Raw genomic sequence first — 23215 nt, forward strand, 5'->3', positions numbered from 1 at the left:
ACAGGGGGTCAGGGCTGGAGCATTTGGCGCAGCGCGGCGCAATCCTCGGCATGCCAATCTGCCAACTCCGGCCAGGGGTTTTCCGGCAGATTCACCAACACCGTCCGCGTCCCCGCCGCCCGACCGCAGTCCAGGTCGAAGCGGTAATCGCCGACCATCACCATCTCGCCCGGCGCTACGTCCCAGGCCGCCGCCAGTTTCAGCAAGCCACCCGGATCCGGCTTGGGCGGCGCATCGTCACGCCCCAGCACATCCTCGACGGCAAAGCAGTCCGCCAGGCCAATCGCTTCCAGGGTGATGTGCGCCAATTCGCGCGCATTGCGGGTCAGGATACCCAGGCGATAACCACGCCCAGCCAGCTCGCGCACCAACTCCACCGCACCTTCGGCGGCCACCGAACCCAGCGCCAACTCCCGCTCATGCTCCAGCAACCAGGCGTGCTTGGCCGCCGCGACCTCCGCGGGCAACGCCGCCAGGTGAGTGAGGATGTCGTCTTCGGGCGGAATCTCCAGGGCAACGCGAATGGCCGCGAAATCATGCACGGCCACCGTGAGGGTGCCGTCCATGTCGAAGACCCAGTGCCTGACATCCGACAGGCTCATGCCCAGTCCTTGCGATGGCGGATCAGGCCTTCCTGGGTCACCGAGGCCACCAGTTGCCCGGCGCGGTTGTACACGCTGCCACGGGAGAACCCGCGGGAATTGCCGGCCCACGGGCTGTCCATGGCGTACAGCAGCCAGTCATCGGCGCGCAGGTCAGCGTGAAACCACAGCGCGTGGTCGAGGCTGGCGACCTGCATGTCTTTCTGCCACACGGTCTTGCCATGGGGCAGCAGCGAGGTGGTCAGCAGACCGAAGTCAGAGGCATAGGCCAGCAGGTATTTGTGCAGCGCCGGCGCGTCGGCCAGGGCTCCGTCGGCGCGGAACCACACGTATTTGACCGGGTCGGACGGCTGCGGGTTGAACGGGTCTTTCTCCGTCACCGGGCGCACTTCGATGGGCTTGGGGCACAACAGCTTGTCGCGCATGTGCTCCGGGATCAGGTGCGCACGCTGTTGGGTCAGTTCCAGCTCCGACGGCAGGTTTTCCGGGCCGACCACCACGGGCATGGTGGTCTGGTGATCGAAGCCTTGTTCGTCGTACTGGAACGAGGTGGTGCAGGTGAAGATCGGGTGGCCCTTCTGGATCGCCGTCACGCGGCGCGTGCTGAAACTGCCGCCATCGCGCACGCGGTCGACCGAGTACACCACCGGCAATTTTGCGTCGCCAGGGCGCAGGAAGTAGCCATGCAGGGAATGCACATGCCGCGCTTCTTCTACGGTCTGGCTGGCCGCCGACAGCGACTGGCCGAGCACCTGGCCTCCGAACAGCTGGCGAAAGCCCAGGTCCTGGCTGCGGCCGCGAAAGAGGTTTTCCTCGATCGGCTCCAGGGTCAGCAAGTCCACCAGATCTTCCAATACTTGGCTCATAGAGCAACTCCTAAAATCTACGGGGCATTCCGGGCTGCCTATCCGTGCAGCGTGTCCAACCATTGGGCGCGGGTGATGCGGTACAAAACATGATGGCGCAGCGGGTCATCGGCTGCGACCTTGGGGTGTTCAAAATCTGCCAGCGGATCGTAATGCATACCGATGGCTTGCATGACTTTTTGTGATGGCAGATTGGCTTCCGTGGTGAAGGCGACAATCTCGTCCAGGTTCAAGCGATCAAAACCACAGCGCAATGCGGTCCACGCGGCCTCGCTGGCATACCCCAGGCCCCAATGTTCGCGGGCCAGGCGCCAGCCGATTTCCACCGCTGGGGTAAAATCCGCCTCAAAGCTGACATTCAGCAACCCGGTGAGGCCGATGAATTCCCCGGTGTCCTTGCGCTGCAAGGCCCACAGGCCAAAGCCGTATTCGGCGAAGTGGCCGCGAATACGGCCGATCAACGCGGCGCTTTCCAGGTGGCTCAGCCTGGCCGGGAAATAGCGCATCACCTGCGGGTCGGCGCACATGCGTGCAAACTCCGGCAGGTCGCTGTCGCGCCACTGGCGCAACACCAACCGTGCACTTTCCAATTCCAGTATCGGCTCCATGGGTCCCCTCCCTTGCCATGTGCGTGAGTGTACAGCGCTGTTAAGATCCGTCGCAGGTTCCCGTCAGAAAATCCCATGCCTTTGCCATTGATCTACCACGATGACTACAGCCCCGAGTTCCCGGCGGACCACCGCTTCCCCATGGACAAGTTCCGCCTGCTGCGCGACCACCTGGTGGACAGCGGCCTGACCGAGGACAACCAGTTGCTGCGCCCGCAACTGTGCCCGCCGGAAATTCTGGCCCTGGCCCATGACAGGGGCTACATCGAACGCTACATGGGCGGCGAGCTGTCCCGCGAAGACCAGCGCCGCCTCGGCCTGCCCTGGAACGAAGCCCTGGCGCGGCGCACCGTGCGTGCGGTCGGCGGCTCGATCCTGGCGGCGGAGCAGGCGCTGGAACACGGCCTGGCATGCCACCTGGCCGGCGGCACGCACCACGCCCATTACGATTACCCGGCGGGCTTCTGCATCTTCAATGACCTGGCGGTGATCAGCCATTACCTGCTGGCCAGCGGCCGGGTCAACCGCGTGCTGATCTTCGATTGCGACGTGCACCAGGGCGACGGCACCGCACGCATCCTCCACGACACCCCGGACGCCATCACCGTGTCGCTGCACTGTGAAAAGAACTTTCCCGCGCGCAAGGCCCAGAGTGACTGGGACATCCCGCTGCCCATGGGCATGGGCGATACCGATTACCTCAAGGTGGTGGACGATGCCCTCAACTACCTGCTGCCGCTCTACCAGCCCGACCTGGTGCTCTACGACGCCGGCGTCGATGTGCACAAGGATGACGCCCTCGGTTACCTCAAGCTGACAGACCAAGGCGTGGCCGCCCGTGATGAAAACGTGATGCGCCACTGCCTGGGCCGCGACATCCCGGTGATGGGCGTGATCGGCGGCGGCTACAGCAAGGACCGTCCGGCCCTCGCCCGCCGCCACGGCATCCTGCACCACAGCGCGCAACGGGTGTGGACGTCATCAGGTTGTCACTGAACTGTGAGCGTTACCCACAATGCCTGTGGAACCACCTGTGGATAACTTGAGCGTAAGGGCCTGAAAGCCATTATCGGTATGGCTTGCAAGAAACTGTACACTTTTTAACCAGATACTTTTCCACAGCCGTGAAACGTTGTGGAACTTGGCGTTCACGGCTGTCTTGCAACAAAACTGCCGCACCCCGCCGTCACCCTGAAAGCCTCTCCCGCTTTCAGAGTACCCCGCGATGGCAACGTACAAGATCGGCAGCAGCACGACGCCCGGCAACGACGACGCCCTGAAAAAAGTCGCCGCCACCTTCGACGCGGCGATGTCCCGCGCCCTGTCCGGCTTCAAGGAAGCCGCCCACCCCGGCAACTTCAAGGTGCTGGCCGTGACCGACAACACCAGGGACCAGAAGATCGCCGACGTCAAAGCCACCGGCGACCAGGAGGCGATCAAGCGCCTCAACGACCCGAACCTGGCCGACATCAGCAACACCGGCGTGCCCCTGGCCAATATCGCCAGCATCACCAAGATTTCCGACAACGTCCTGGAGCTGAAAACCCGCGACGGCCAGGACATCATCATTATCAAGCAGATGACCCCGTACCTGTTCGACGGCATGGCCGGCAAAGCCGACGCGGTGGACGCGCTGAACCAGAGCAAGGCCGACGGCTACCGCATCGCCCAGGCCGGCGACACCGCACCGGGCCTGGACACCTACAAAGGCATCGGCCCGGCTGACGAAGTAGGACCGGGGATGATTCGCTACGAAACCCTGTCGGGCGACAAGGTCGTCGTCAGCAAGGAAACCAACCTCGACCTGTACGAAAAAGTGAAGTCCGACGGCGAGACCTGGGGCCTGATCAACGACAGCAAGAACGAAGGCTACCACCTGGCCAGTGCCGATGAAGCCGGTGGCGTGAGCCTGGTGGGCACCCCGCAAGAGCTGGGCCACGGGCTGATCCGCTACGAAACCGCCTCGGGCGACAAGATCATCGTGTCCCAGGCCATCAGCCCCGACCTGTACGCCTCGGTGGTCAAGGAGTCCAATGGCATCTTCGGCGTGGACGGCGCCGTGGACACCAACTGGATCGACAACTCCAAATACGCCAGCGCCAAGGACTGGGACAAGATCGTCGGCAACACCAGCGGCACGCCGACCCAGGAAGAACGCGACCTCGACCGCCCACGCGCGGCCTCGAAAATGCTCAGCGACAACTGGGACAAGTGGGGCCTGCACGACCGCCCGATCGACTTCTCCAACCCACCCGCCGACCTGCCGCCCGAAGCCCAGGCCTGCCTCAAGTACCTGGCCGGCAGCCCGAGCCTGATGAACGCCCTCGACAGCGGCGGCCTGGGTAAAAGCGACGGGGTGATCACCCACGCCGATGTGGATAAATTCATCAGCCAGTCGAACAAGGACCTGTCGGCCGCTTCGAAGTCCTACAGCAGCTTCCTCAGCAAGAACCCCGACGCCACGGAACTGGCCAAGGAAAACGCCAAGTCCGCCGCCATCGTCATGGCCAATATCTCCCTGGTGAGCAGCGCCGGCCCGGAAATGCAGGGCCCCAACCAGCGCGCCAACAATGGCAGCCTGAACACCGCCAACCTCAAGGCGATCAAGGATGACTCGGGCCTGAGCCCCGAGCTGACCGGCGCCGCCGGCTACTGGTCCACCCCCGGCATGCTGCGCACCCTCGACATGGCCGGCGACCTGCCCGCCACCGCCAAGGCCGACGGCATCACCCAGCAGAAAAACCTCGGCGCGTGGCTGGAAAACCAGGCCCCCAAGGACGACCACGGCGTGCTGATGATGCTCAGCAACGCCTCGGTGCGCAGCTCGGTGGCCGATGTCGACACCTCCAAGCTGACCAAGGACGTGCTTGAACACCCGGAGAATTACGACGGCAAGACCAAAGCCGCGGTAATGATGGAAATCAGCGACGCCCGCGCACGCATGGCGGCCAGCGACAAGGTGGGGGACGGCGACTTGTACGCCGGGATCACCGCCGACACCGAATACCACCTCAACCCGACCAAATCCAAAGTCACCGACCAGCTCGACGCCGCCATCGGCCAGTTGTCCAGTGACCCGGATGTGAAGACGTTCCTCTCGCAAAACCAAGCGTCCGGCATGCGCGATATCGTCAACAGCGACCCGGCGATCAAGCATGAGCTGCAGGCCTATCAGGACGGCCAGATCAACAGCGGCAACGTGCTCAACACCGCCCTGGCTACCAAGGATGCCGACGGCAAACCGCTGTCGCTCATGGATGCCCTGAGCCTGGCGGGCACCGATGCCACCCTCACCGACCTGGCCCTGGGCGGCGATGGCCATGTGGACCTCAGCGTCATCGCCGAAAAATCGGGCAAGTCCGGGGACATTGAGCAGTTCTTCAAGGACCACATCCTCAACGGCAAAGACCTGGAAGACGCCCTCGCCCAGCCGAACGCCGACCCGATGACCGCCATCGGCCAGTACGCGGCCCACGCGGAATTGCTCAAGGAGTTTCTCGGCGACAAAGTCTCGGCCCAGGATTCGTCGACCGTGCAGCAATACGTCAACCAGGCGGTGTCCGACACCTTGGTCAACGGCGCCAACGACGACGTGCTCAAAGGCGCATTCGGCGATGCGAATGGCAACTTCGATGAAGCCAAGACCACGGCCATCATCGAGAAAGCCATGGCCGACGACCCGGACATGTTCAAGGACGCCACGGGTGCGCAGATCAAGCCGCAGGATGTGATCTCGCTGATCCGTTCGATGTGGGACGTGAACCGCCAGGGCCAGAAGATCAGCGACGTACTGCCCAAAGCCGTGGATGGGCTGAAGCTTAACGTCAGCGATTCGTATAAACAGGGCCTGCTGCACATCGGCAGTGCGCTGCTGGCCGGTGGCGTGCTGGCGGCGCGCTCGGCCACGGGCGGCAACAGCCCGGCCGACAACGCCGGCCGTGTGGCGGCGGGCATGCAGTTTGCCGGCCTGATCACCGAGGGCGGTACCAAATACGCCAAGGAAGCCGGCTACGGCATGACCTGGAAACCCACGCCGATCGACCCGAACAAACCCCAAGGCATTGGCGACTTCCCCACCGGCAAAATGGTGCAGAACACCGACGGCCTCAACCGCCTCGGCAACCTGGGCAAGATCGTCGGTGGCAGCGGCAGTTTCATCGGTGGTGTGTTCGGCCTGATCAGTGGGGTCAACAGCGCGTTTGCCGGAGACAAACTCAACGCCGGTTTCTCCCTCACCAGCGGCGCCCTGGGCACTGGCGCGGCGGTGGCGTCGATCATCGAAGGCGGCGCAGGCCTGTTCGGGATCGCCGACGCGGCGGCCATCGCCGGCACCTTCGCCGGTGTTCTGGGCTGGGCCGCAGCGGGCGTGGGGATCGTCACCAGCTTTGTGTTCCCGATCATCGAGGTAGTGAAGCGGGAAAAACAACAGGACGCATTCTTCGGTAACCTGGTGCCGACCCTGGACAAATATGGCCTTACCGGCGGCCCTATCACCGACGCCGACCGCAAGGATGAATACCCGCCTTACACCAACACCGGCTTCGCCTGACCAAGCCGGGTAACACTTCCCTGCTATGAGCAGGCTTATTGTGGTGAGCGGTCTTCTTGTGGTGAGCGGGCTTGCGGTGGTGTGCAGCCTTATTGTGGTGAGCGGGCTTGCCCCGCGCTGGGCTGCGAAGCAGCCCTATAAAATCGCCGCGCTTTCCCAGTAAGAACGCATTAGCCGGTTTGGGGCTGCTTCGCAGCCCAGCGCGGGCAAGCCCGCTCACCACAAGAAGCCCGCTCACCACAAGAAGGCTGCACACCACAGCAAGCCCGCTCACTACAACACCACAATTGCACGGTATTGCTTACAATGGGCGCCCTTTGTTTTTGACCAGGCCTGCCGATGTCCGCTACTGCTCCTTCCCACGTTGCCATTATCGGCGGCGGCCCTGCCGGGCTGATGGCCGCCGAAGTCCTGAGCCAGGCGGGCGTGCGGGTGGACCTGTACGACGGCATGCCCTCGGTGGGACGCAAGTTTCTGCTGGCCGGCGTGGGCGGCATGAACATCACCCACTCCGAAGCCTACCCGGCATTCCTGTCACGCTACGCCGAACGCGCGCCGCACATGGCGCCGTTGCTGCGCAGTTTCGGGGCTGAGGCGTTGTGTGAATGGATTCATGGCTTGGGCATCGAAACGTTTGTCGGCACCTCCGGTCGTGTGTTTCCCACCGACATGAAAGCCGCGCCCCTGTTGCGCGCCTGGCTCAAGCGCCTGCGTGACCAGGGCGTGGTTATCCACACCCGTCATCGCTGGCTGGGCTGGAATGCCGAGGGCGACTTACTTATCCACAGCCCCGACGGCGAAAAAACGGTCCACAGCGATGCCGTGCTGCTGGCCCTCGGTGGCGGCAGTTGGTCGCGCCTGGGTTCCGACGGTGCGTGGCTCAAGTTGCTGGAAGATCGCGGCGTGCCCTACGCCCCGCTGCAACCGAGCAACTGTGGCTTCGAGGTGTCGGCCTGGAGCGAGCTGATGGTCAGCAAATTCGCCGGCGCGCCATTGAAAAACGTCGCCATCGGGCTGGGGGACGATAAGCCTCGCCTGGGCGAATGCGTGGTCACCGCGACAGGTATCGAGGGCAGCTTGATCTACGCGCTGTCGGCGCCGATCCGGGAAGCCATCAACCGCGACGGCTCGGCCACGGTGCATATCGACCTGTTGCCGAGCAAGCCGCTGGACAAAGTCCAGGCCGCCCTGGCCAAACCCCGTGGCTCACGGTCGATGAGCAAACACCTGCACAGTCAGTTGGGGTTAGACGGGGTGAAAGCCGCGCTGCTGCGTGAGTTGGCGCCTGCGGAGCACTTCACTGATCCGGCGCAATTGGCGGTGGATATCAAGGCGTTGCCGCTGACGCTGGTGAAGACCCGGCCGATGGATGAGGCGATCAGCACGGCGGGCGGCGTGCCGTTCGAGGCGCTGGATGAGCGCTTGATGCTCAAGCAATTGCCGGGGGTGTTCTGTGCGGGGGAGATGCTGGATTGGGAAGCGCCAACGGGCGGGTATCTGTTGACGGGGTGTTTTGCCAGTGGCAGAGCGGCTGGGCAGGGGATGTTGGAGTGGCTTAATCGCTGAGATTTGCGGTGAATTCCGAGCCGCCTTCGCGGGCAAGCCCGCTCCCACCTTTGACTGCATTCCAATGTTGGAACTCGGTCAAATGTGGGAGCTGGCTTGCCTGCGAAGAGGCCATCAGCAGCGCTGAAAAACTTACTTCTTCTTGCGCGGCCCGGTATTAAAAACAGGCACCTTGCGCACCGGCTTGATCGACGGCTCGGCCGGCGCCACTTCACCGCTGTCCACCCACTTGCCCAGGTTGCGCTTGCCGCCACCACCGGACGTTTTTGGCTTCTTCGGCTTTTTCGGTTTCTTCACCACCTGCCCGCTGGCATCGGTGTCCGGCACGCGGTGTTCCGGTTCGAAATCCGGTTCCGTCTTGCGGGTCAGGGTCTGACGCGTGAGCATCTCGATGGCCGACAGCATGTTCACTTCATCGGCACACACCAGGGAAATCGCTTCACCGGTGTTGCCCGCACGCCCGGTGCGGCCGATGCGGTGGATGTAGTCCTCAGCCACGATCGGCAAGTCGAAGTTGACCACCAGCGGCAAGTCTTCGATATCCAGGCCGCGGGCGGCCACGTCGGTGGCTACCAGGATCTGCACTTCACTGGATTTGAAACGGTCCAGCGCACGTTGGCGGGTCGCTTGGGGTTTGTCGCCATGGATGCCGTCGGCATTGATGCCCAGGCCCTGCAACTTATCCACCAGCGCATCCACGCCGTTACGGGTCTTGGCGAACACCAGCACCTGCTTCCAGCGGCCCTTGCGCATCAGGTGCACAAACAGCTCCGGCTTGCGCTTCTTGTCGACCGGCACCACCCATTGCTTCACGGTGTTGGCAGCGACGTTGCGCGGGCTGACTTCGATACTCAGCGGATCGTTGAGCATCTGCCCGGCCAGCAGGCGGATGTCATCGGAGAAGGTCGCGGAGAACAACAGGGTCTGGCGCTTTTTCGGCAGCATGCGATAAATGTTGGCAAGCTCTTCGGAGAAGCCCAGATCGAGCATGCGGTCGGCTTCGTCCAGCACCAGGGTTTGCAACTGGTTGAGTTTCAGCGCGTTCTGGCGGAACAGGTCGATCAGACGGCCAGGCGTGGCGACCAAAATGTCGACACCCTTGCGCAGCTTCATCATCTGCGGGTTGATGCTCACGCCGCCGTACACCGCGTAGGTGGTGAGTGGCAGGTGTTGGGCGTACTCGGCAACGCTGGCGTGGACCTGCTCGGCCAGCTCGCGGGTCGGGCACAGGATCAGCGCGCGTGCCGAGTTGGCGGCGACTTTCGGCCCTTCCATGGTCAACAATTGCAGGAGCGGCACAGCGAAACCAGCGGTTTTGCCGGTGCCGGTCTGGGCCGCGGCCATCAGGTCGCGACCGGCCAGCACCGCTGGAATGGCTTGCGCCTGCACCGGCGTCGGGGTCTGGTAGCCAAGCGTCTCAAGGGCGCGCAGCAAGGGTTCGATCAGGCCAAGGGTGGCGAAAGTCATGTGTTTACCGTAGGAAAATTCAGCGCAAGGGCGTAATGCGCCGCAGTTTACCTTATTTCCGGCTTGGGCTTTCGCCACTGGGGCAGGCTGATCAACAGAACGGCGCTGATGATCACCAACATCGCCAGGGCTTCTTCCAGGCCGATGGTCTCGCCGATGAACACGATTCCCAGCAATACCGCCACCGCCGGGTTGACGTAGGCGTAGCTGGTCGCCGCCGCCGGGCGAACGTGCTTGAGCAGGTACATATAGGCGTTGAAGGCGATGATCGAGCCGAACACGATCAGGTAGGCCAGGGCCAGCCAGCCTTCCAGTGGCGGCATCGCCTGCAGGCGCTCACCGGAAAGCGCGCTGACGATCAGCAACGCCACACCGGCTACCAGCATTTCCGCAGCACTGGCCATGGCGCCCTGAGGCAGCGGCAATTGTCGACTCCAGACCGAACCGAACGCCCAGGATGCTGCCGCAAGCAAGAGCAAAACAGCGCCCATCGGACTTGATTGCAAGGTACTGCCCATGTTGAGCATGGCAATGCCGACGATCCCCAGGATCACCCCGGCCCATTCCAGCCGGGTGTTGCGTGCGCCCCAGAAATACCCACACAGCAGGGTGAACAACGGCACAGTCGCCACCGCCAGCGCTGCGACACCGGACGACACCCCCATGTGCTCCGCCACACTGACGCCGCCATTGCCCACCGTGAGCAGCAAAATGCCGATCATCCCGGCGGCCTTCCATTGCGCCCACGTCGGTGCCGGCACCCCGCGCCATCTGAGGAATCCATACATCAACGCGCCCGCCGTGCAAAACCGAATCCCCGCCAGCAACAAAGGCGGCCAGTACTCCACGCCAATTCGAATCACCAGGTAGGTGGACCCCCAGATCACGTACAACGCAAAAAAAGCGGCGATCAACGGTAAGGGAAAGCGACGTGGGCCAGGCATTGGGTAGCTCTGCGGCAGGAAATAGGAGGCTTATTCTAAAAAGACGGGTCGTTAAACATAAGTTACAAAACCTGTTTAAAACGCCGTTACACTTTTCAAAGCATGGTTATGAAGGCTATAACCCATGCTTTCGAAAGCCACGCGCAACCGGAGCCTTATCATGGACAAATATGACCGCATGCTCCTCAGCGCCCTGCTCGAAGACGGCCGCGCGTCCTACGCGCAACTGGCCCGCACGGTAAACCTCTCCGCCCCCGCCGCGGCCGAGCGCGTGGCCAAACTGGAGGCCAGCGGGGTGATCACCGGGTATCAGGCCAAGGTGGACTTGTCGAAAGTGGGCTTGCCGATTCAGTGCGTGATTGAGCTACGGTTGACCAATCACGGCAGTCAGAAGGTGTACGACGCGTTGGCGGAAATCCCTGAACTGACGGAGTGCCATCGGGTAACCGGCGATCCGTGCGTGATCATGCAGGCAGCCGTGGGGTCGATGCCGGAGTTGGAGAGCTTGATCAACCGCGTGGCCAAGTTCGGGTTCAGCAAGACCTCGATTATTTTGTCGAGTGCGATAGAGCGGCGGGTGCCGTTGGGGCAGTTGGAGGGCAAGAATGGTGGTTAACCATGGCAAGGTGGTCAGCCTCAGTCACCCCATCAATCCGCGAATTCCGTTGTGGCCGGGCGATCCCCCCGTGGCGTTCGAAGACGTCGCCTCGTTGGAAAAGGACGGCTATTTCCTGCGGCGCTTCAGCATGGGCGAACACAGCGCCACGCATATGAATGCGCCGAACAGTTTCTATGCTGACGGGATGGGGATCGAGGGGTATCAGCCGGAAGACCTGGTGCGGTCTGCGGTGGTGATTGATGTGCGGGCCCGGTGCAACCCGGACTACGAAATCAGTGTGCAGGACATTGAAGACTGGGAACGCCAGTACGGCCTTATCGAACCGGGCTGCGTGGTGCTGATGTACACCGGCTGGCAGCACCTTTGGAACAATCCGACAGCGTTTTTTGGGCAGGACGCGCAAGGTTCGCACTTCCCGGGGATTGGCGAAGCGGCGATTCGGTTTTTGCTTGATCACCGTCAGGTTGCCGGAGTGGGCATTGATACCCACGGAGTTGATCCGGGGCAAAGCGGCGTGTTTGCGACAAACCATGCGGTGTTGGCTGGGAATGGGATTGTGCTGGAGTGCTTGACCAACCTCGACCGCCTGCCCGCTAAAGGCGCGACGTTGGTGATCGGAATATTGCTGCTTGAAGGCGGCTCAGGATCGCCGGCATCGGTGATGGCGTTCATGGCTTGACGACGCCATCGCAGGCAAGCCAGCTCCCACATTAGACCGCATAACGTCCAGACAATCCGGTCAACGGTGGGAGCCAGGCTTGTTCGCGATGACGTCAGCGGCTTCAACACAGCGGTGAGTGCTGAACAATCAACTCGATAACCTGCTTAATCGTGGTGACGTTGCCTTAGCCATCCTAGCCATTGTGGCAGCCCAGCGCGGGGCAAGACCGCTCACCACAGAAGACCGGCCCACAGGAGGTTGTGGCGAGGTCAGAACCCTCGGTGCTTCTTCAGGTGTTCATTGATCTTCGCCGCCGGCACTTTCTGCAAGGTGCACAGCAGGTCGTGGGACAGTTCGCGCAAGCCATGAGTACGGCGCAGTTCCTGAGCCAGGTGCGCCGTGAGGTTGGCCGCCATCTCCGCATCCGCCAGCGCCCGGTGAGCCTTGCCGGTGTGGGGCAATTGAGCGAAGGCGTTCAACGTGCCGAGCTTGTGATTGGGGGCCGAAGGCATCAGGCGGCGGGCCAGCAACAGGGAGCAGGCGAACTTTTGTAGGCGGGTACGGCGGATCAGGCCCAGTTCGTAGTCCCAGAACTTCTGGTCGAACGCGGCGTTGTGCGCCATCAGTGGCGTGGTGCCGACGAACTCGTTGACCTCGTTCATCACCCGCTCGGCCGGTGGCGCGCTGCGCAGCATGGCGTTGCTGATGCCGGTGAGCTGTTCGATAAAGCCCGGCACGCGCACGCCGGCATTCATCAGGCTCTGGTAGCGGTCCACGATCTGCCCGCGTTCGAGGATGACCACCGCGATTTCCGTTGCCCGGCAATGGCTGCTCGGGGTGATGCCGGTGGTTTCAAAGTCGATGACCGCTATACGTTCCAAACCTGTTCCAACTCCGTAAAAGATCTATTTAAGCAGCAGCGCGCCTTCGATCGGCACATAGCGGCTGGCGGCGCGAATCAATGAGTTGGCCGTCAGCCCCGGTACGCCGTAGGCCACGGCTTCGACGCCATGCTTGTGGATAACCCGGTCGAGCAGCATGTCGAAATCACCGTCACCTGAGGCCAGCACGATTTCGTCGACGTGGTCGGCTGCGTCCATGATGTCGAGGGTGATACCCACGTCCCAGTCGCCTTTGGCCGAGCCATCGCTGCGCTGGATATACGGCTTGAGTTTTACCGTGAAGCCCAAGTTACGCAGGATCTGCTGGAATTGTTGCTGCTTGCTGTCGCCACGGTCGATGGCATAAGCGTACGCCTCGACGATCTGCCCGCGCGCGCTGATATCAGCCCACAACGCGGCGTAGTTGAAGTGGCAGCCATAGGCCTGGCGAACGGTGTAGTAGAGGTTTTGAACATCGGCGAACACTGCAATTTTCTTCACCGCACTTCCTCATGACAGCCAGGCGCCTGGGCCCGGAAAGGGTGCCAGTATGCCAGCCGCGAGAACGTTTCCGGGAAAAATCAGACCGGGGCGACGAAGCGCCCCGGGCCGAGGTGGGTCAGACGAAGGAATCGTCGTCGCCGAAGGAAGAAGAATCGTCGGAATAATCGCTGTCGGTGAAGCTGTCCGAGTTGTCACTGCCCCAGCTGTCATTGCCGGCGTACTTCTGGTCGTCGCCACCCCAGCCGCCCTGGTCACTGGCGGGCGCCGGCTGCTCGATGATTTCCTCTACCACCTGCGGTTGCTGGTTGTGATGGAACAGGCTGCTGATGCCTTCGGCCAGCAACACACCACCGGCCACGCCGGCTGCGGTTTTCATCGCGCCGCCGAGGAAGCCGCTGCCGATAGGGGCTGCCGGCGCTTGTTGCGGCTGTTGGTAGTTCTGCTGAGGCGCGCCGTAGTTCTGCTGCGGCGCAGGCTGGCTGAACCCAGGCCGCCCCGGTTCACGCCAGCCGCCACCGGAAGAGGCCGGGGCGCTCTGCGCAGGTTGGGGGTCGCGGGAACCACCGCCAAAGATGCTCGACAAGAACCCACCGCTGCTCGCCGGAGCGGCTGGCGCGGATTTCGCCCGCTGCAGCTCATCCTGCAACTGCTGGATCTGCTGCGCCTGCTCCTTGTTTAGCGCGTCGAGACTTTTGAGCGCGTGCTCCTGCACCAGGATCGACTGGGTCATGTAGTACCCGGCCGCTGGTTGGCGAGTCATGTGCTCCTTGATCCGCGCTTCGGCCTGGGCGTCGCGGGGGGCTGAGTCCGTTTCGGCTTGTTGCAACCGTGAAAACAGTCCATCGATCAGGGTTTGCTCTTCGCTGTTCATGGCGACCTCGTTAGATTGCCGGTAGAAATCGTGATCTCGCCTGTGATCAGGCGCCTTTCCAGTTATGGGGGTGTTACGAGTTGTTTCAATGGTCTTTACTCAAGGTTTACGTTTGCTTACCTCCAGCAATGATCGGTTAAAGTGTTGCCCTTGCTTTCAGGCCTGCGATGAACTTGATGAATCCGTTAGATGTACTGCGCGACTCCTTCCGCTTCACCCAACGCAACCTGGGCGCCATCGTCCAGTTGTGTTTGCCATTGGTGATTTTCGAAGCCCTGCTGCAGCAGGTGCTCAACCACGTGGTGGGCCCGGATGCGTTCCCCGGCTACAGCGTGGTGGTGGGGTTGCTGGTGTACCCGCTGTACACCGGCGCGCTGATCCTGTTTCTCGACGCCCGCACCCGAGGCGAGTCGCCGCGCACCAAGGATGTATGGGCCATGGCCCTGACCCTGTGGCCGCGCTTCGCCCTGCTGACGGCCATGAGCACGTTGCTGATCCTGCTGGGGCTGTCGCTGTATTTCCTGCCGGGCCTGTGGCTGATGGTGGTGCTGGCGTTTGCCGAGTACCTGCTGGTGCTGCGCGGCATGCCGGCGCTGGAGGCGATGAAGGAAAGCTTGCGCCTGAGCCGTGGGCATTTCTGGCTGATCCTGGTGAGCCTGCTGTGCGTGATGACGCCGCTGTGGCTGCTCAAGGGCGCCAGCGTTGCGGCCTACCCCACGCCTGCGCCGTTGCTGGGCCTGTTCCTGGACAGCGCCCACAGCTTCCTGCAACTGTTTACCAGCGTGGTGCTGTTCCGTTTATTCATGCTGATCGGTGGCGATGCCGACGCGCGGTGATATGCTCCGTGCCACTCCTGAAACGCTATAAGCCGAGCCGATGACCCGTTTATTGCGCATAACCCTGCTGGGCCTGCTGATCATTGCAGGCCTGCTCGCCGCCCTGATCTACAGCCTGACCTGGCGCCCCGAGGTGAAGGAAACCCTGCCGGTGAGCTGCGTCGCACCCCGTGCACCCACGCTGCTGCCAGGGCAGGCGCTCAAGGTCATGACCTGGAACGTGCAATACCTGGCCGGCAAGAACTACGTGTTCTGGTACGACACCGCCGACGGCAGCGGCCCCGACGACCGCCCCACGGTTGAGGACATGGCCGCCAGCCTCGACGAAGTGGCGCGGGTGATTCGCGGCGAACAGCCGGACATCCTGCTGCTGCAGGAACTCGACGAAAACGCCAAGCCCTCCCACTATCAGGACCAGCTTGCCCTGTTGCAGGAGCGCCTGGTCGATCTCTACCCCTGCAGCGCCCAGGCCTTCGACTGGAAAGCCGACTTCGTGCCCGACCGGCATATCTTCGGCAGCGTCGGCCGCAAATTGGCGACCCTCAGTCGCTACCAGATCGAACACGCCGAACGCCTGCAATTGCCCGCCCCCGAGGCCAACTTCATCAGCCGCCAGTTCCAACCCAAGCCAGCCTTGCTGTTGACGTACCTGCCGCTGAGCGACGGTGGTCAACTGGCGGTGCTCAACACCCGCCTGGACGGCGACGCGCCGGGGCGCAGCGCCGTGCAGGAGCAGGTCCAGACCACGGTCAAGCTGCTGGATAAATTCGAAGGGCGCGGCACGCCCTGGCTGATCGGTGGGGATTTCAACCTGCTGCCCCTGGGCCAATTCCTGCGCCTGGACGCCGGCAAGCGCGGGCAGTATTCGCCGGACAGCGAGCTGCATTTGCTATGGGACAAGTACCCGATGATCCCGAGCAACAGCCAATCCAGCGGCATCGACCGTGAGAAATGGCTGACCCACTTCCCCAACGACCCGAGCGTGGACGGGCCGGACCGCACGTTGGATTACCTGTTCTACAGCCCTCGGATCAAGCGGCTGGAAGCCAAGGTGCGACAGGAGGATACGTTGCGTATTTCCAACCATTTGCCCGTGATCGCGCGGTTCCTGCTGCCCGCCGCGCAATAGTCACTTGCGCGGTTTGATCCGCGCCGTCGCCTCGGCCACCAACGGGTCATCCGGCCAATAGTGCTTCGGGTACCGCCCCTTCAGATCCTTCTTCACCTCGGCGTACGTGCTGCGCCAGAAGTTCGCCAGGTCTTGTGTCACCTGCACCGGCCGGCGCGCCGGGGACAGCAGGTGCAGTTTCACCACCTGGCGCCCGCCGGCAATGCGCGGCGTGTCGGCCAGGCCGAACAATTCCTGCAGGCGCACCGCCAGGATCGGCGGCTGTTCGCTGTAGTCCAGACGCACCGACGAGCCCGACGGCACTTTCACCTGTTGCGGCGCCAGTTCGTCGAGGCGCTGGGGCAGCGGCCACGGCAGCAGGTTGTGCAGGAAGCTGGAGATATCCAGGTTGGCGAAATGGCTCAGCCGCGAGACTTTGCCCAGGTAGGGCATCAGCCAGTGTTCGAGGCTGGCAAGCAAAGCCGTGTCGCTGATATCGGGCCATTCGCTGGTTTTGCCGGCATCGAGGTGGCGCAGCAGTATCACGCGGGCCTGCCATTGGCGCAGCTCCGGCGTCCACGGCAGCAGCTCCAGGCCTTTGCGGCGCACCAGGTTGACCAGCGCCTGGCTGCGCGCGGACTCGTCGAGACCGGTCAGCGGTTCGCGGCTGAGCACCAGCTCGCCGACTTTGCGCTGGCGCTCGGCACGCAGCACGCCTTCGCGTTCATCCCAATCCAGTTGGTCAACGTTGCGCACTTGTTCAGCGAGCACCGTATCGAACAGCGCCGGATCAAAGTCCGCCGCGAGGTAGATGCGCTCTTCACGCTGGCCCTGGCGGCTGCCCAGGTCGGCGATCACCAGCCAGGGTTGTTTCATCAGGCTGTCGGCCTCGGCGAACAGCGCGGCGCGGCCGTTGGCCAGGCGGTATTCGGCGCCGCCGGCACGCCGCTGCTGGGCGACACGGTCCGGGTAGGCCAGCGCCAGCAGGGCGCCGAGCCAGCGCGGGTGGTCGGGATCGGCCACCGGTTGCGAGGCCTGGCCTCTCAGGTAGCCGCGATATTGCCGGGCCAGTTGCTTGGCCCGTTGCACGCCGCCTTGGGTGCCACGCGCACGCTCTTCGCCGGACAACAACGCCAGGCGGCTGTGCAGGTCCGCACCGCCACCGCGCAAGATATCGCGCTCGCCCAACAGTGCGGCCACATCGCAAGCTGTCGCCGCCAGCCCCAGGTCCTGCCCGCGCAACAGCAGATGGGCGATACGCGGATGGGCCGGCAGCTCGGCCATCTTCTGCCCGTGCGCGGTGAGTGTGTCTTCATTCAATGCGCCAAGACGCTGCAACAGATCCTGGGCCTGGGCATACGCAGCGGTCGGTGGCACGTCCAACCACACCAACTGCGCAGGCGTGACGCCCCAGCGCGCCAACTGCAAGGCCAGGCCGGCCAGGTCAGCGGCGAGGATTTCCGCACTGCCGTAGGCAGCCAGGCCTTCATGCTGGTCCTCGGACCACAAGCGATAACACACGCCCGGCTCCAGGCGCCCTGCCCGGCCGGCGCGCTGGGTGGCGCTGGCGCGGGAAATGCGCTGGGTGTCGAGGCGGGTCATGCCGCTGCCCGGATCGAAACGCGGCACCCGCGCCAACCCGGCATCGATCACCACACGCACGCCGTTGATGGTAAGGCTGGTCTCGGCGATGTTGGTCGCCAGCACGACTTTGCGTGTGCCCGCCGGCGCCGGGTCGATGGCGGCGCGCTGCGCGTTGAGGTCAAGCTCGCCGTGCAACGGGCACAACAGCACATCACTGCGATCGCCCAAGGCATCGGCCAGTTGCTGGTTGACCCGGCGAATCTCCGCCTGCCCCGGCAAGAACACCAGCACGCTGCCGGTTTCGTCATGCAGGGCTTCGAGAAGGGTCTGCACCACACGCGGCTCGATGAATTCACCGGGCTGGTAAGGCCGGCCCCAGCGCATCTGCACCGGGAACATGCGCCCTTCGCTGCGCAGGATCGGCGCGTTGTCCAGCAGGCTGGCCAGGCGCTCGCCTTCGAGGGTCGCGGACATCAGCAGGATTTTCAGCGGCTGCTCATCGCGAAACAGCTCGCGGCCGTTCAGACTCAGGGCCAGCGCCAGGTCGGCGTCGAGGCTGCGTTCGTGGAATTCGTCGAAGATCAGCAGGCCCACCCCATCCAGCGCTGGGTCGTCCTGCAGCCGGCGGGTGAGGATGCCTTCGGTGACCACTTCGATGCGGGTGTTGGGGCCGACTTTGCTGTCGAGGCGGATGCGGTAGCCGACGGTTTCGCCGACCTTCTCGCCCAACTCGCTGGCCAAACGCTCGGCCGCCGCACGAGCGGCGAGACGGCGCGGTTCGAGCATCAGGATGGTCTGCCCGGCCAGCCATGGCTCGTTCAACAACGCCAAGGGCACACGGGTGGTTTTACCGGCGCCGGGGGGCGCTTCCAGCACGGCTTCATGGCGAATCGCCAAGGCGTCACGCAGGGCGGGTAAAACTTCATCAATCGGCAACGAATTCATACTGGCTCCAAAGCAGAGCGACGAGTATAACGGCGAACAGCCGAGTACCGACGATGGTCTGAAAGATCACGCGTTCCCTTGTAGGAGCCGGCTTGCCGGCGATGAGGCCCTTTAGCCTTGCGTTGCTCTCTTGGCCGCCATCGCCGGCAAGCCGGCTCCTACAAGGTGCGCAGATATCGGTTCCTATATAGTCATCCTAAAATCGTGTTCTGGAGAGTTTCCATGCGTATCGCTTCCCGCGTCATTGGCGGTGTCCTCGCCGTCACCCTGCTGAGCCAACTGACGGCCTGCGGTTCGATCTTCTACCCGGACCGCCGTGGCCAGATCGACGGCAAGATCGACCCGACCATCGCCGTGTTCGATGCCATCGGCCTGCTGTTCTATGTGATCCCCGGCCTCATTGCCTTTGGTGTCGACTTTGCTACCGGCGCGATCTATTTCGAACCGGGCAAGACCGCCCAGGTCGACCCGCAAAAACTCCACGAAGCCATTGGCGCCGACGGCAAGGTCGACAACGCCAAGCTGCAAAGCATCATCCAGAAAGAAACCGGTCGCCGCCTGCCGCTGGACGACCCGCGCATGATCCAGTTCAAAGGCAGCGTGCAACAACTCGCCAGCCTGGGCCTGCAACCCGCCGCTTAAGGATTCGACCCGCCTATGACCAGCAGCCCCGAACACGCCAGGCTCTTGCGCCTGGCCACCCGCGCGTCGGTGGGTGTGGCCTGTGTGCTGATTATCACCAAGGCCATCGCCTGGTGGCTCAGCGGCTCGGTGAGCATGCTCGCCGGCTTGACCGACTCACTGCTGGACGGCGTGACCTCGCTGCTGAACCTCGTGGCCGTGCACTACGCACTGCGTCCGGCCGATGACGATCACCGGTATGGGCATGGCAAGGCAGAGTCGCTGTCGGGCATGGCCCAGGCGTTGTTTATCGGCGGCAGCGCAGTGTTGATTGCGTTCCAGGCCTACGAGCGCCTGCAGCATCCCGAACCGGTGGGCGCGCCGTGGCTGAGCATCGGCGTGATCATCTTTTCCCTGGTGTTGACCGTGGCCTTGTTGATGCTGCAACACCGGGTGATCCGCGAAACCGGCTCCACTGCTGTGCGCGCAGATTCACTGCACTACCGCTCGGACCTGATGCTCAACGGCAGCATCCTGGTCGCGCTGGTGCTGGCGGGCATGGGTTTTCATCAAGTCGACGCCTGGTTCGGCCTGGGCATCGCCGCTTACATCTTGTGGAGCGCGATCCAGATCGCCCGGGAAAGCTTTGCGGTGTTGATGGATGAAGAGCTGCCGCCGGACGTCAGCCAGCACATGCTGGAATTGGCCCGTGGCGTACCGGGCGTGTTGGGCGCGCATGATTTGCGCACGCGGATTTCCGGCAGCCACTGGTTTGTGCAGTTGCACCTGGAATTGCCGGGAGAATTGACGCTGTCAGTGGCCCACGGCATCAGCGACCAGGCCGCCGATGCCATTCACAAAGCTTACCCGCGGGCCGAAGTGCTGGTGCACGCCGACCCGCGGGAAGTGGTCACGGGCAACAAAACCTAGTACTGCACCTGATAGCCACGACTGCTCAGGCAGTTGCCCTGGGCCTGGCGGTAGGTTTGCACCACGGCCGGGTCGGGGGCGTAGGTGACCTGCTGCGGGTCGAAACCGCTTTGCTGCACCGCCCAGCGATAACAGTCGTAGCCGTCCTGCTGTACCTGGGCCGGCGACTGGCCGTTGGCGGGATACGCCACCACGTCATAGCCATTGCCTTGAGGCGTGGGTTGCGGCGCCGGCACGGCGGTCGGCGGTTGCACCACCACGTACTGCTGGGAGCTGCTTTCGTAGGTGTAGTAAGAACCCGCCGCGAGGAAGAACAGCGCACTGCCCACCCACACTTCACGCGCGTAATCCGGCAGGTAATGCACGCGAATGCCGTACGGTGGCGTCACCACCACATAGCGCGGCCCTTGCGGACGGTACCAGTAGCCACCGGAGTAGAAGTAATCCTGACCACGGTAAGGCACGCGATAGTTGCGATCAGGGAAGCGGTCGATCACGTAACCAGGACGATGTTGCGGGCCCGGGCCCCAGCCATTGCCGTGCCCGTCGGGGCGGCCTGGCCAGCGGTTGTCGCCGGGGCGCCCATTGCCATTGTTGTACCCGCCGCCGTTATTACCGGGGCGAGAGCCTGGGCCGCCGGCTTCCCAGTGCTGGTTGCCGTCGTTGCGTCGCGGGATGTCGCGGTAATAGCCCTGACGGGGTTCCTGGGTCTGGCGCACGGTGTCGGGGCGACTCTGGATCGGCAGGTTGTTCGAGGGCTGGGGTTGTGGCGCGGGGCGGGTCTGCTCATTGCCTTGGGGACGCCCTTGCCATTGACCGCCGCCATTCTGACCGCCGCGCTCGAAATGCGGGTTCTGCGGGCGCGGCTGAGGGTTTTCCGACCGTGGCTGGCTATTCTCCGGGCGCGGCTGATTATTGCCTGGCCGCCCGCCCCCTTCAGGGCCTCGCTCATGCTGCCCGCCACCGCCTTGCGGTCGCTGCCCCTGCCCCGGTGAGTTATCGCGCTCATCGGCTATAACCTGCGTGCCAACGGTGACCATCAGCAAACCTACACCTGCCAAACGCCAGATGCGCTTCATGCTATTCCTCACTGCGGATTAGGGCCTGTCCATGAGACTGGAAAAGCCAGGCCCGGTTCTCGCACAGGTTATCAGCAGGCAAAAGAAAAGGGGTGACCCGTCGGCCACCCCTTGAGAACTTCGTCCTGGCTCAACGCTTTTGACGTTGGCTCACCTCACGCCGTCTTCTGGACAGTGTGCAGCCTGGAGGCCGGCTCAACCCTGCTGGGGTGGCGGCCGCAGCGGGCCTGATTGGGCTCGCTGCAAGTGGACTGTTGTCCAGGCGGTGATTCTGTTGATAACGATACCCGCCAGCGCCCGACAGATGATTGCGAAGATTGCGTCAATAAACAGTGCTTGCGCAATTTTTAACCCTTCATGGATAATTCACCGCAATAGTTACGACAAAGGCCATCCCAATGAGCAAGCTTGACCGATACGACCTGAGTATTTTGGCGGAATTGCAGCGCGACGCGAGGATCTCCAACCAGGAGTTGGCCGAACGCATCGGCTTGTCGCCGTCGCCGTGCTCGCGCCGGGTCAAGCAGTTGGAAGACGACGGCTACATCGCCCGCCAGGTCGCCCTGCTCGACCGCAAGATGCTCGGCCTGAGCCTGACGGCCTATGTGCTGATCGGCATGGACCGCCATACACCGGAGCGTTTCGAGAATTTCGAAGCGGCCATCCGTACCCTGCCCCAAGTGTTGGAGTGCAGCCTGGTGACGGGGATGGATGCTGACTATCAATTGAAAGTGGTGGTGCCGGATATGGATCACTACCAGAAACTGCTGCTGGGGCATTTGACCCGCATTGAAGGCGTGACCAGCGTGCGTTCCAGCTTTGTGCTGAACCAGGTACTCAACAGCACCGAATTGCCGCTGACTCACCTAAGAACCTGAGATCACCACTCAACAATGTGGGAGCTGGCTTGCCTGCGATGCAGGCAACTCGGTGTGTCAGCAAAACCGAGGTGATGCAATCGCAGGCAAGCCAGCTCCCACATTGACAGCGCCGACTCAGGTCAATGTTGCGCCTCAGACGCTGCCGTATACTGCCCACCTGCCTTTGTCGGAAAACTCGCCATGAACACCATCGACCCCGCCCTCTTCGAAGAATGGATGATGACCGGCCTGGTCACCCTGCTGATCATTTTCATGGGCTTTATCGTCTGGGACCTGGCGAAGAAGTCCAAGGCCGGGCGCTTTGGCTCGTTCATCCTGTTCTTCGTGCTGGGCCTGGGCGTGGCCGCGTTCATCATCAAGAGCGTGGTGATCGGCCTGATCGAGTCCGGCGCTTTATAAGCGCGCCGGCACTTCCTTCCACTGGCCTTGGTCGAGGCCATCGATTGTCCAATCGCCAATCCGCACGCGCACCAGTCGCAACGTGGGCAAACCCACAGCGGCGGTCATGCGCCGTACCTGGCGGTTGCGCCCCTCACGAATGACCAGTTCCAGCCAGTGCGTCGGGATGCTTTTGCGAAACCGCACGGGCGGGTTGCGCGGCCATAACTCGGGCTCATCCAACGGCCGGGCTTCGGCGGGTAAGGTCATGCCGTCGTTCAACTCCACGCCCTCGCGCAGGCGCTGCAGTTGTTCTTCGGTGGGTTCGCCTTCGACCTGCACCCAGTAGGTTTTCGCCAGCTTGTGCTTGGGGTCGGCAATCCGCGCCTGCAGCTGGCCGTCATTGGTCAGCAACAACAAGCCTTCGCTGTCACGGTCCAGGCGGCCCGCCGGGTAGATGCCGGGGATGTCGATGAAATCCTTGAGCGTCGCGCGCCCGCCTTCGTCGCTGAACTGGGTCAACACGTCAAAGGGTTTATTGAACAGGATCAGTTTCGGCTCGGCCGGCGGTGCCTTGGCGACACGCCGCGCTGCGGAATGCGGAGGTTTCACGCCAGGGCGGCGCGAATCGGGACGGGTGGGACGGGACATGGCAAGGAACATCTAACGGTCAGGACCGACAATGCTAGTGGCCTGACCGTTAAATGACCATCCC

The 23215-nt window shown here is 63.0% G+C and carries 22 protein-coding genes; 11 read left to right on the top strand and 11 right to left on the bottom strand.

The genetic code is table 11. The features are described 5' to 3' along the window. Positions 1 to 8: 8 nt before the first annotated feature. The 3 genes from BM70_RS0122945 to BM70_RS0122955 are packed head-to-tail and all read right to left on the bottom strand — an operon-like array spanning position 9 to position 2076. On the bottom strand, positions 9 to 602 hold the full coding sequence (locus BM70_RS0122945; RefSeq protein ID WP_025858196.1) for an HAD family hydrolase: 594 nt from the start codon (positions 600 to 602) through the stop codon (positions 9 to 11). Next, positions 599 to 1468, bottom strand: a complete 870-nt coding sequence (gene tesB, locus BM70_RS0122950) for an acyl-CoA thioesterase II (protein WP_025858197.1) — start codon at positions 1466 to 1468, stop codon at positions 599 to 601. Before tesB ends, BM70_RS0122945 begins: the two co-directional genes overlap by 4 nt. A 38-nt stretch (positions 1469 to 1506) precedes the next feature. Further along, positions 1507 to 2076 carry a GNAT family N-acetyltransferase gene (locus tag BM70_RS0122955; protein WP_025858198.1) on the bottom strand — a complete coding sequence of 190 codons (570 nt, stop codon included), beginning with the start codon at positions 2074 to 2076 and terminating at the stop codon, positions 1507 to 1509. A gap of 75 nt (positions 2077 to 2151) precedes the next feature. Here BM70_RS0122955 and BM70_RS0122960 point away from each other — a divergent pair, with 75 nt between their 5' ends. From BM70_RS0122960 to BM70_RS0122970, 3 genes are all read left to right on the top strand, one after another. Continuing rightward, positions 2152 to 3072, top strand: coding sequence for a histone deacetylase (locus BM70_RS0122960; protein ID WP_025858200.1), 921 nt, complete (start codon positions 2152 to 2154; stop codon positions 3070 to 3072). A gap of 229 nt (positions 3073 to 3301) precedes the next feature. Next, positions 3302 to 6625, top strand: coding sequence for a type III effector HrpK domain-containing protein (locus tag BM70_RS0122965; protein WP_025858201.1), 3324 nt, complete (start codon positions 3302 to 3304; stop codon positions 6623 to 6625). Positions 6626 to 6964: 339 nt separating this feature from the next. Beyond that, on the top strand, positions 6965 to 8191 hold the full coding sequence (locus tag BM70_RS0122970) for a TIGR03862 family flavoprotein (protein WP_025858202.1): 1227 nt from the start codon (positions 6965 to 6967) through the stop codon (positions 8189 to 8191). A 132-nt stretch (positions 8192 to 8323) separates the two neighbouring features. On the opposite strand, the gene BM70_RS0122975 is transcribed toward BM70_RS0122970, so the two are convergent. Then, on the bottom strand, positions 8324 to 9658 hold the full coding sequence (locus BM70_RS0122975) for a DEAD/DEAH box helicase (RefSeq protein WP_025858203.1): 1335 nt from the start codon (positions 9656 to 9658) through the stop codon (positions 8324 to 8326). Positions 9659 to 9705: 47 nt separating this feature from the next. Then, positions 9706 to 10602, bottom strand: coding sequence for a drug/metabolite exporter YedA (gene yedA / locus BM70_RS0122980; RefSeq protein WP_025858204.1), 897 nt, complete (start codon positions 10600 to 10602; stop codon positions 9706 to 9708). A gap of 160 nt (positions 10603 to 10762) precedes the next feature. On the opposite strand from yedA, the gene BM70_RS0122985 reads away from it, so the two are divergent. Together BM70_RS0122985 and BM70_RS0122990 are read left to right on the top strand one after the other, a co-directional pair. Beyond that, a complete protein-coding gene (locus tag BM70_RS0122985) occupies positions 10763 to 11218 on the top strand; it encodes an Lrp/AsnC family transcriptional regulator (RefSeq protein ID WP_025858205.1) in 456 nt (151 codons plus the stop codon). Continuing rightward, on the top strand, positions 11208 to 11900 hold the full coding sequence (locus BM70_RS0122990; RefSeq protein ID WP_025858206.1) for a cyclase family protein: 693 nt from the start codon (positions 11208 to 11210) through the stop codon (positions 11898 to 11900). The genes BM70_RS0122985 and BM70_RS0122990 overlap by 11 nt, the downstream gene beginning before the upstream one ends. Before the next feature lie 251 nt (positions 11901 to 12151). Here the strand turns inward: BM70_RS0122990 and BM70_RS0122995 are convergent, their stop codons facing one another. The 3 genes from BM70_RS0122995 to BM70_RS0123005 all read right to left on the bottom strand — a co-directional run bounded on the left by BM70_RS0122995 (position 12152) and on the right by BM70_RS0123005 (position 14138). Next, positions 12152 to 12763: a PolC-type DNA polymerase III gene (locus BM70_RS0122995; RefSeq protein WP_025858207.1), complete on the bottom strand. Its 612-nt coding sequence runs from the start codon at positions 12761 to 12763 to the stop codon at positions 12152 to 12154. Between the two features lie 24 nt (positions 12764 to 12787). Beyond that, on the bottom strand, positions 12788 to 13264 hold the full coding sequence (locus tag BM70_RS0123000) for an NYN domain-containing protein (protein ID WP_025858209.1): 477 nt from the start codon (positions 13262 to 13264) through the stop codon (positions 12788 to 12790). Positions 13265 to 13382: 118 nt separating this feature from the next. Beyond that, on the bottom strand, positions 13383 to 14138 hold the full coding sequence (locus BM70_RS0123005) for a DUF2076 domain-containing protein (protein ID WP_025858211.1): 756 nt from the start codon (positions 14136 to 14138) through the stop codon (positions 13383 to 13385). Positions 14139 to 14314: 176 nt separating this feature from the next. Between BM70_RS0123005 and BM70_RS0123010 the strand changes: the two genes are divergently transcribed. Beyond that, positions 14315 to 14974 carry a YciC family protein gene (locus tag BM70_RS0123010; RefSeq protein WP_025858212.1) on the top strand — a complete coding sequence of 220 codons (660 nt, stop codon included), beginning with the start codon at positions 14315 to 14317 and terminating at the stop codon, positions 14972 to 14974. Between the two features lie 40 nt (positions 14975 to 15014). Then, positions 15015 to 16103, top strand: coding sequence for an endonuclease/exonuclease/phosphatase family protein (locus BM70_RS0123015; protein WP_025858213.1), 1089 nt, complete (start codon positions 15015 to 15017; stop codon positions 16101 to 16103). Here BM70_RS0123015 and hrpB read toward each other — a convergent pair whose 3' ends face one another. Then, positions 16104 to 18611, bottom strand: a complete 2508-nt coding sequence (gene hrpB / locus BM70_RS0123020) for an ATP-dependent helicase HrpB (protein ID WP_025858214.1) — start codon at positions 18609 to 18611, stop codon at positions 16104 to 16106. A 222-nt stretch (positions 18612 to 18833) separates the two neighbouring features. Here hrpB and BM70_RS0123025 point away from each other — a divergent pair, with 222 nt between their 5' ends. Both BM70_RS0123025 and BM70_RS0123030 read left to right on the top strand, forming a co-directional pair. Then, on the top strand, positions 18834 to 19253 hold the full coding sequence (locus BM70_RS0123025) for a hypothetical protein (protein WP_025858215.1): 420 nt from the start codon (positions 18834 to 18836) through the stop codon (positions 19251 to 19253). Between the two features lie 15 nt (positions 19254 to 19268). After that, positions 19269 to 20162: a cation diffusion facilitator family transporter gene (locus tag BM70_RS0123030; protein ID WP_025858217.1), complete on the top strand. Its 894-nt coding sequence runs from the start codon at positions 19269 to 19271 to the stop codon at positions 20160 to 20162. Here BM70_RS0123030 and BM70_RS0123035 read toward each other — a convergent pair. Beyond that, the gene (locus tag BM70_RS0123035; RefSeq protein ID WP_025858218.1) at positions 20159 to 21241 is read right to left on the bottom strand and encodes a DUF6515 family protein; all 1083 of its coding nucleotides are present in this window, start codon (positions 21239 to 21241) and stop codon (positions 20159 to 20161) included. The genes BM70_RS0123030 and BM70_RS0123035 overlap by 4 nt on opposite strands. A gap of 398 nt (positions 21242 to 21639) precedes the next feature. On the opposite strand from BM70_RS0123035, the gene BM70_RS0123040 reads away from it, so the two are divergent. Both BM70_RS0123040 and BM70_RS0123045 read left to right on the top strand, forming a co-directional pair. After that, complete coding sequence (locus BM70_RS0123040; RefSeq protein ID WP_003194418.1) at positions 21640 to 22119, top strand: Lrp/AsnC family transcriptional regulator; 480 nt, start codon at positions 21640 to 21642, stop codon at positions 22117 to 22119. Positions 22120 to 22311: 192 nt separating this feature from the next. Further along, complete coding sequence (locus BM70_RS0123045; protein ID WP_025858220.1) at positions 22312 to 22521, top strand: DUF2788 domain-containing protein; 210 nt, start codon at positions 22312 to 22314, stop codon at positions 22519 to 22521. Here BM70_RS0123045 and BM70_RS0123050 read toward each other — a convergent pair. After that, on the bottom strand, positions 22516 to 23151 hold the full coding sequence (locus BM70_RS0123050) for a pseudouridine synthase (protein WP_025858221.1): 636 nt from the start codon (positions 23149 to 23151) through the stop codon (positions 22516 to 22518). The two genes, BM70_RS0123045 and BM70_RS0123050, sit on opposite strands and share 6 nt — an antisense overlap. Positions 23152 to 23215 lie beyond the last annotated feature (64 nt).

This window comes from Pseudomonas sp. CHM02 (assembly GCF_000612585.1).
In the GTDB taxonomy this organism is placed as follows: Bacteria; Pseudomonadota; Gammaproteobacteria; order Pseudomonadales; family Pseudomonadaceae; genus Aquipseudomonas.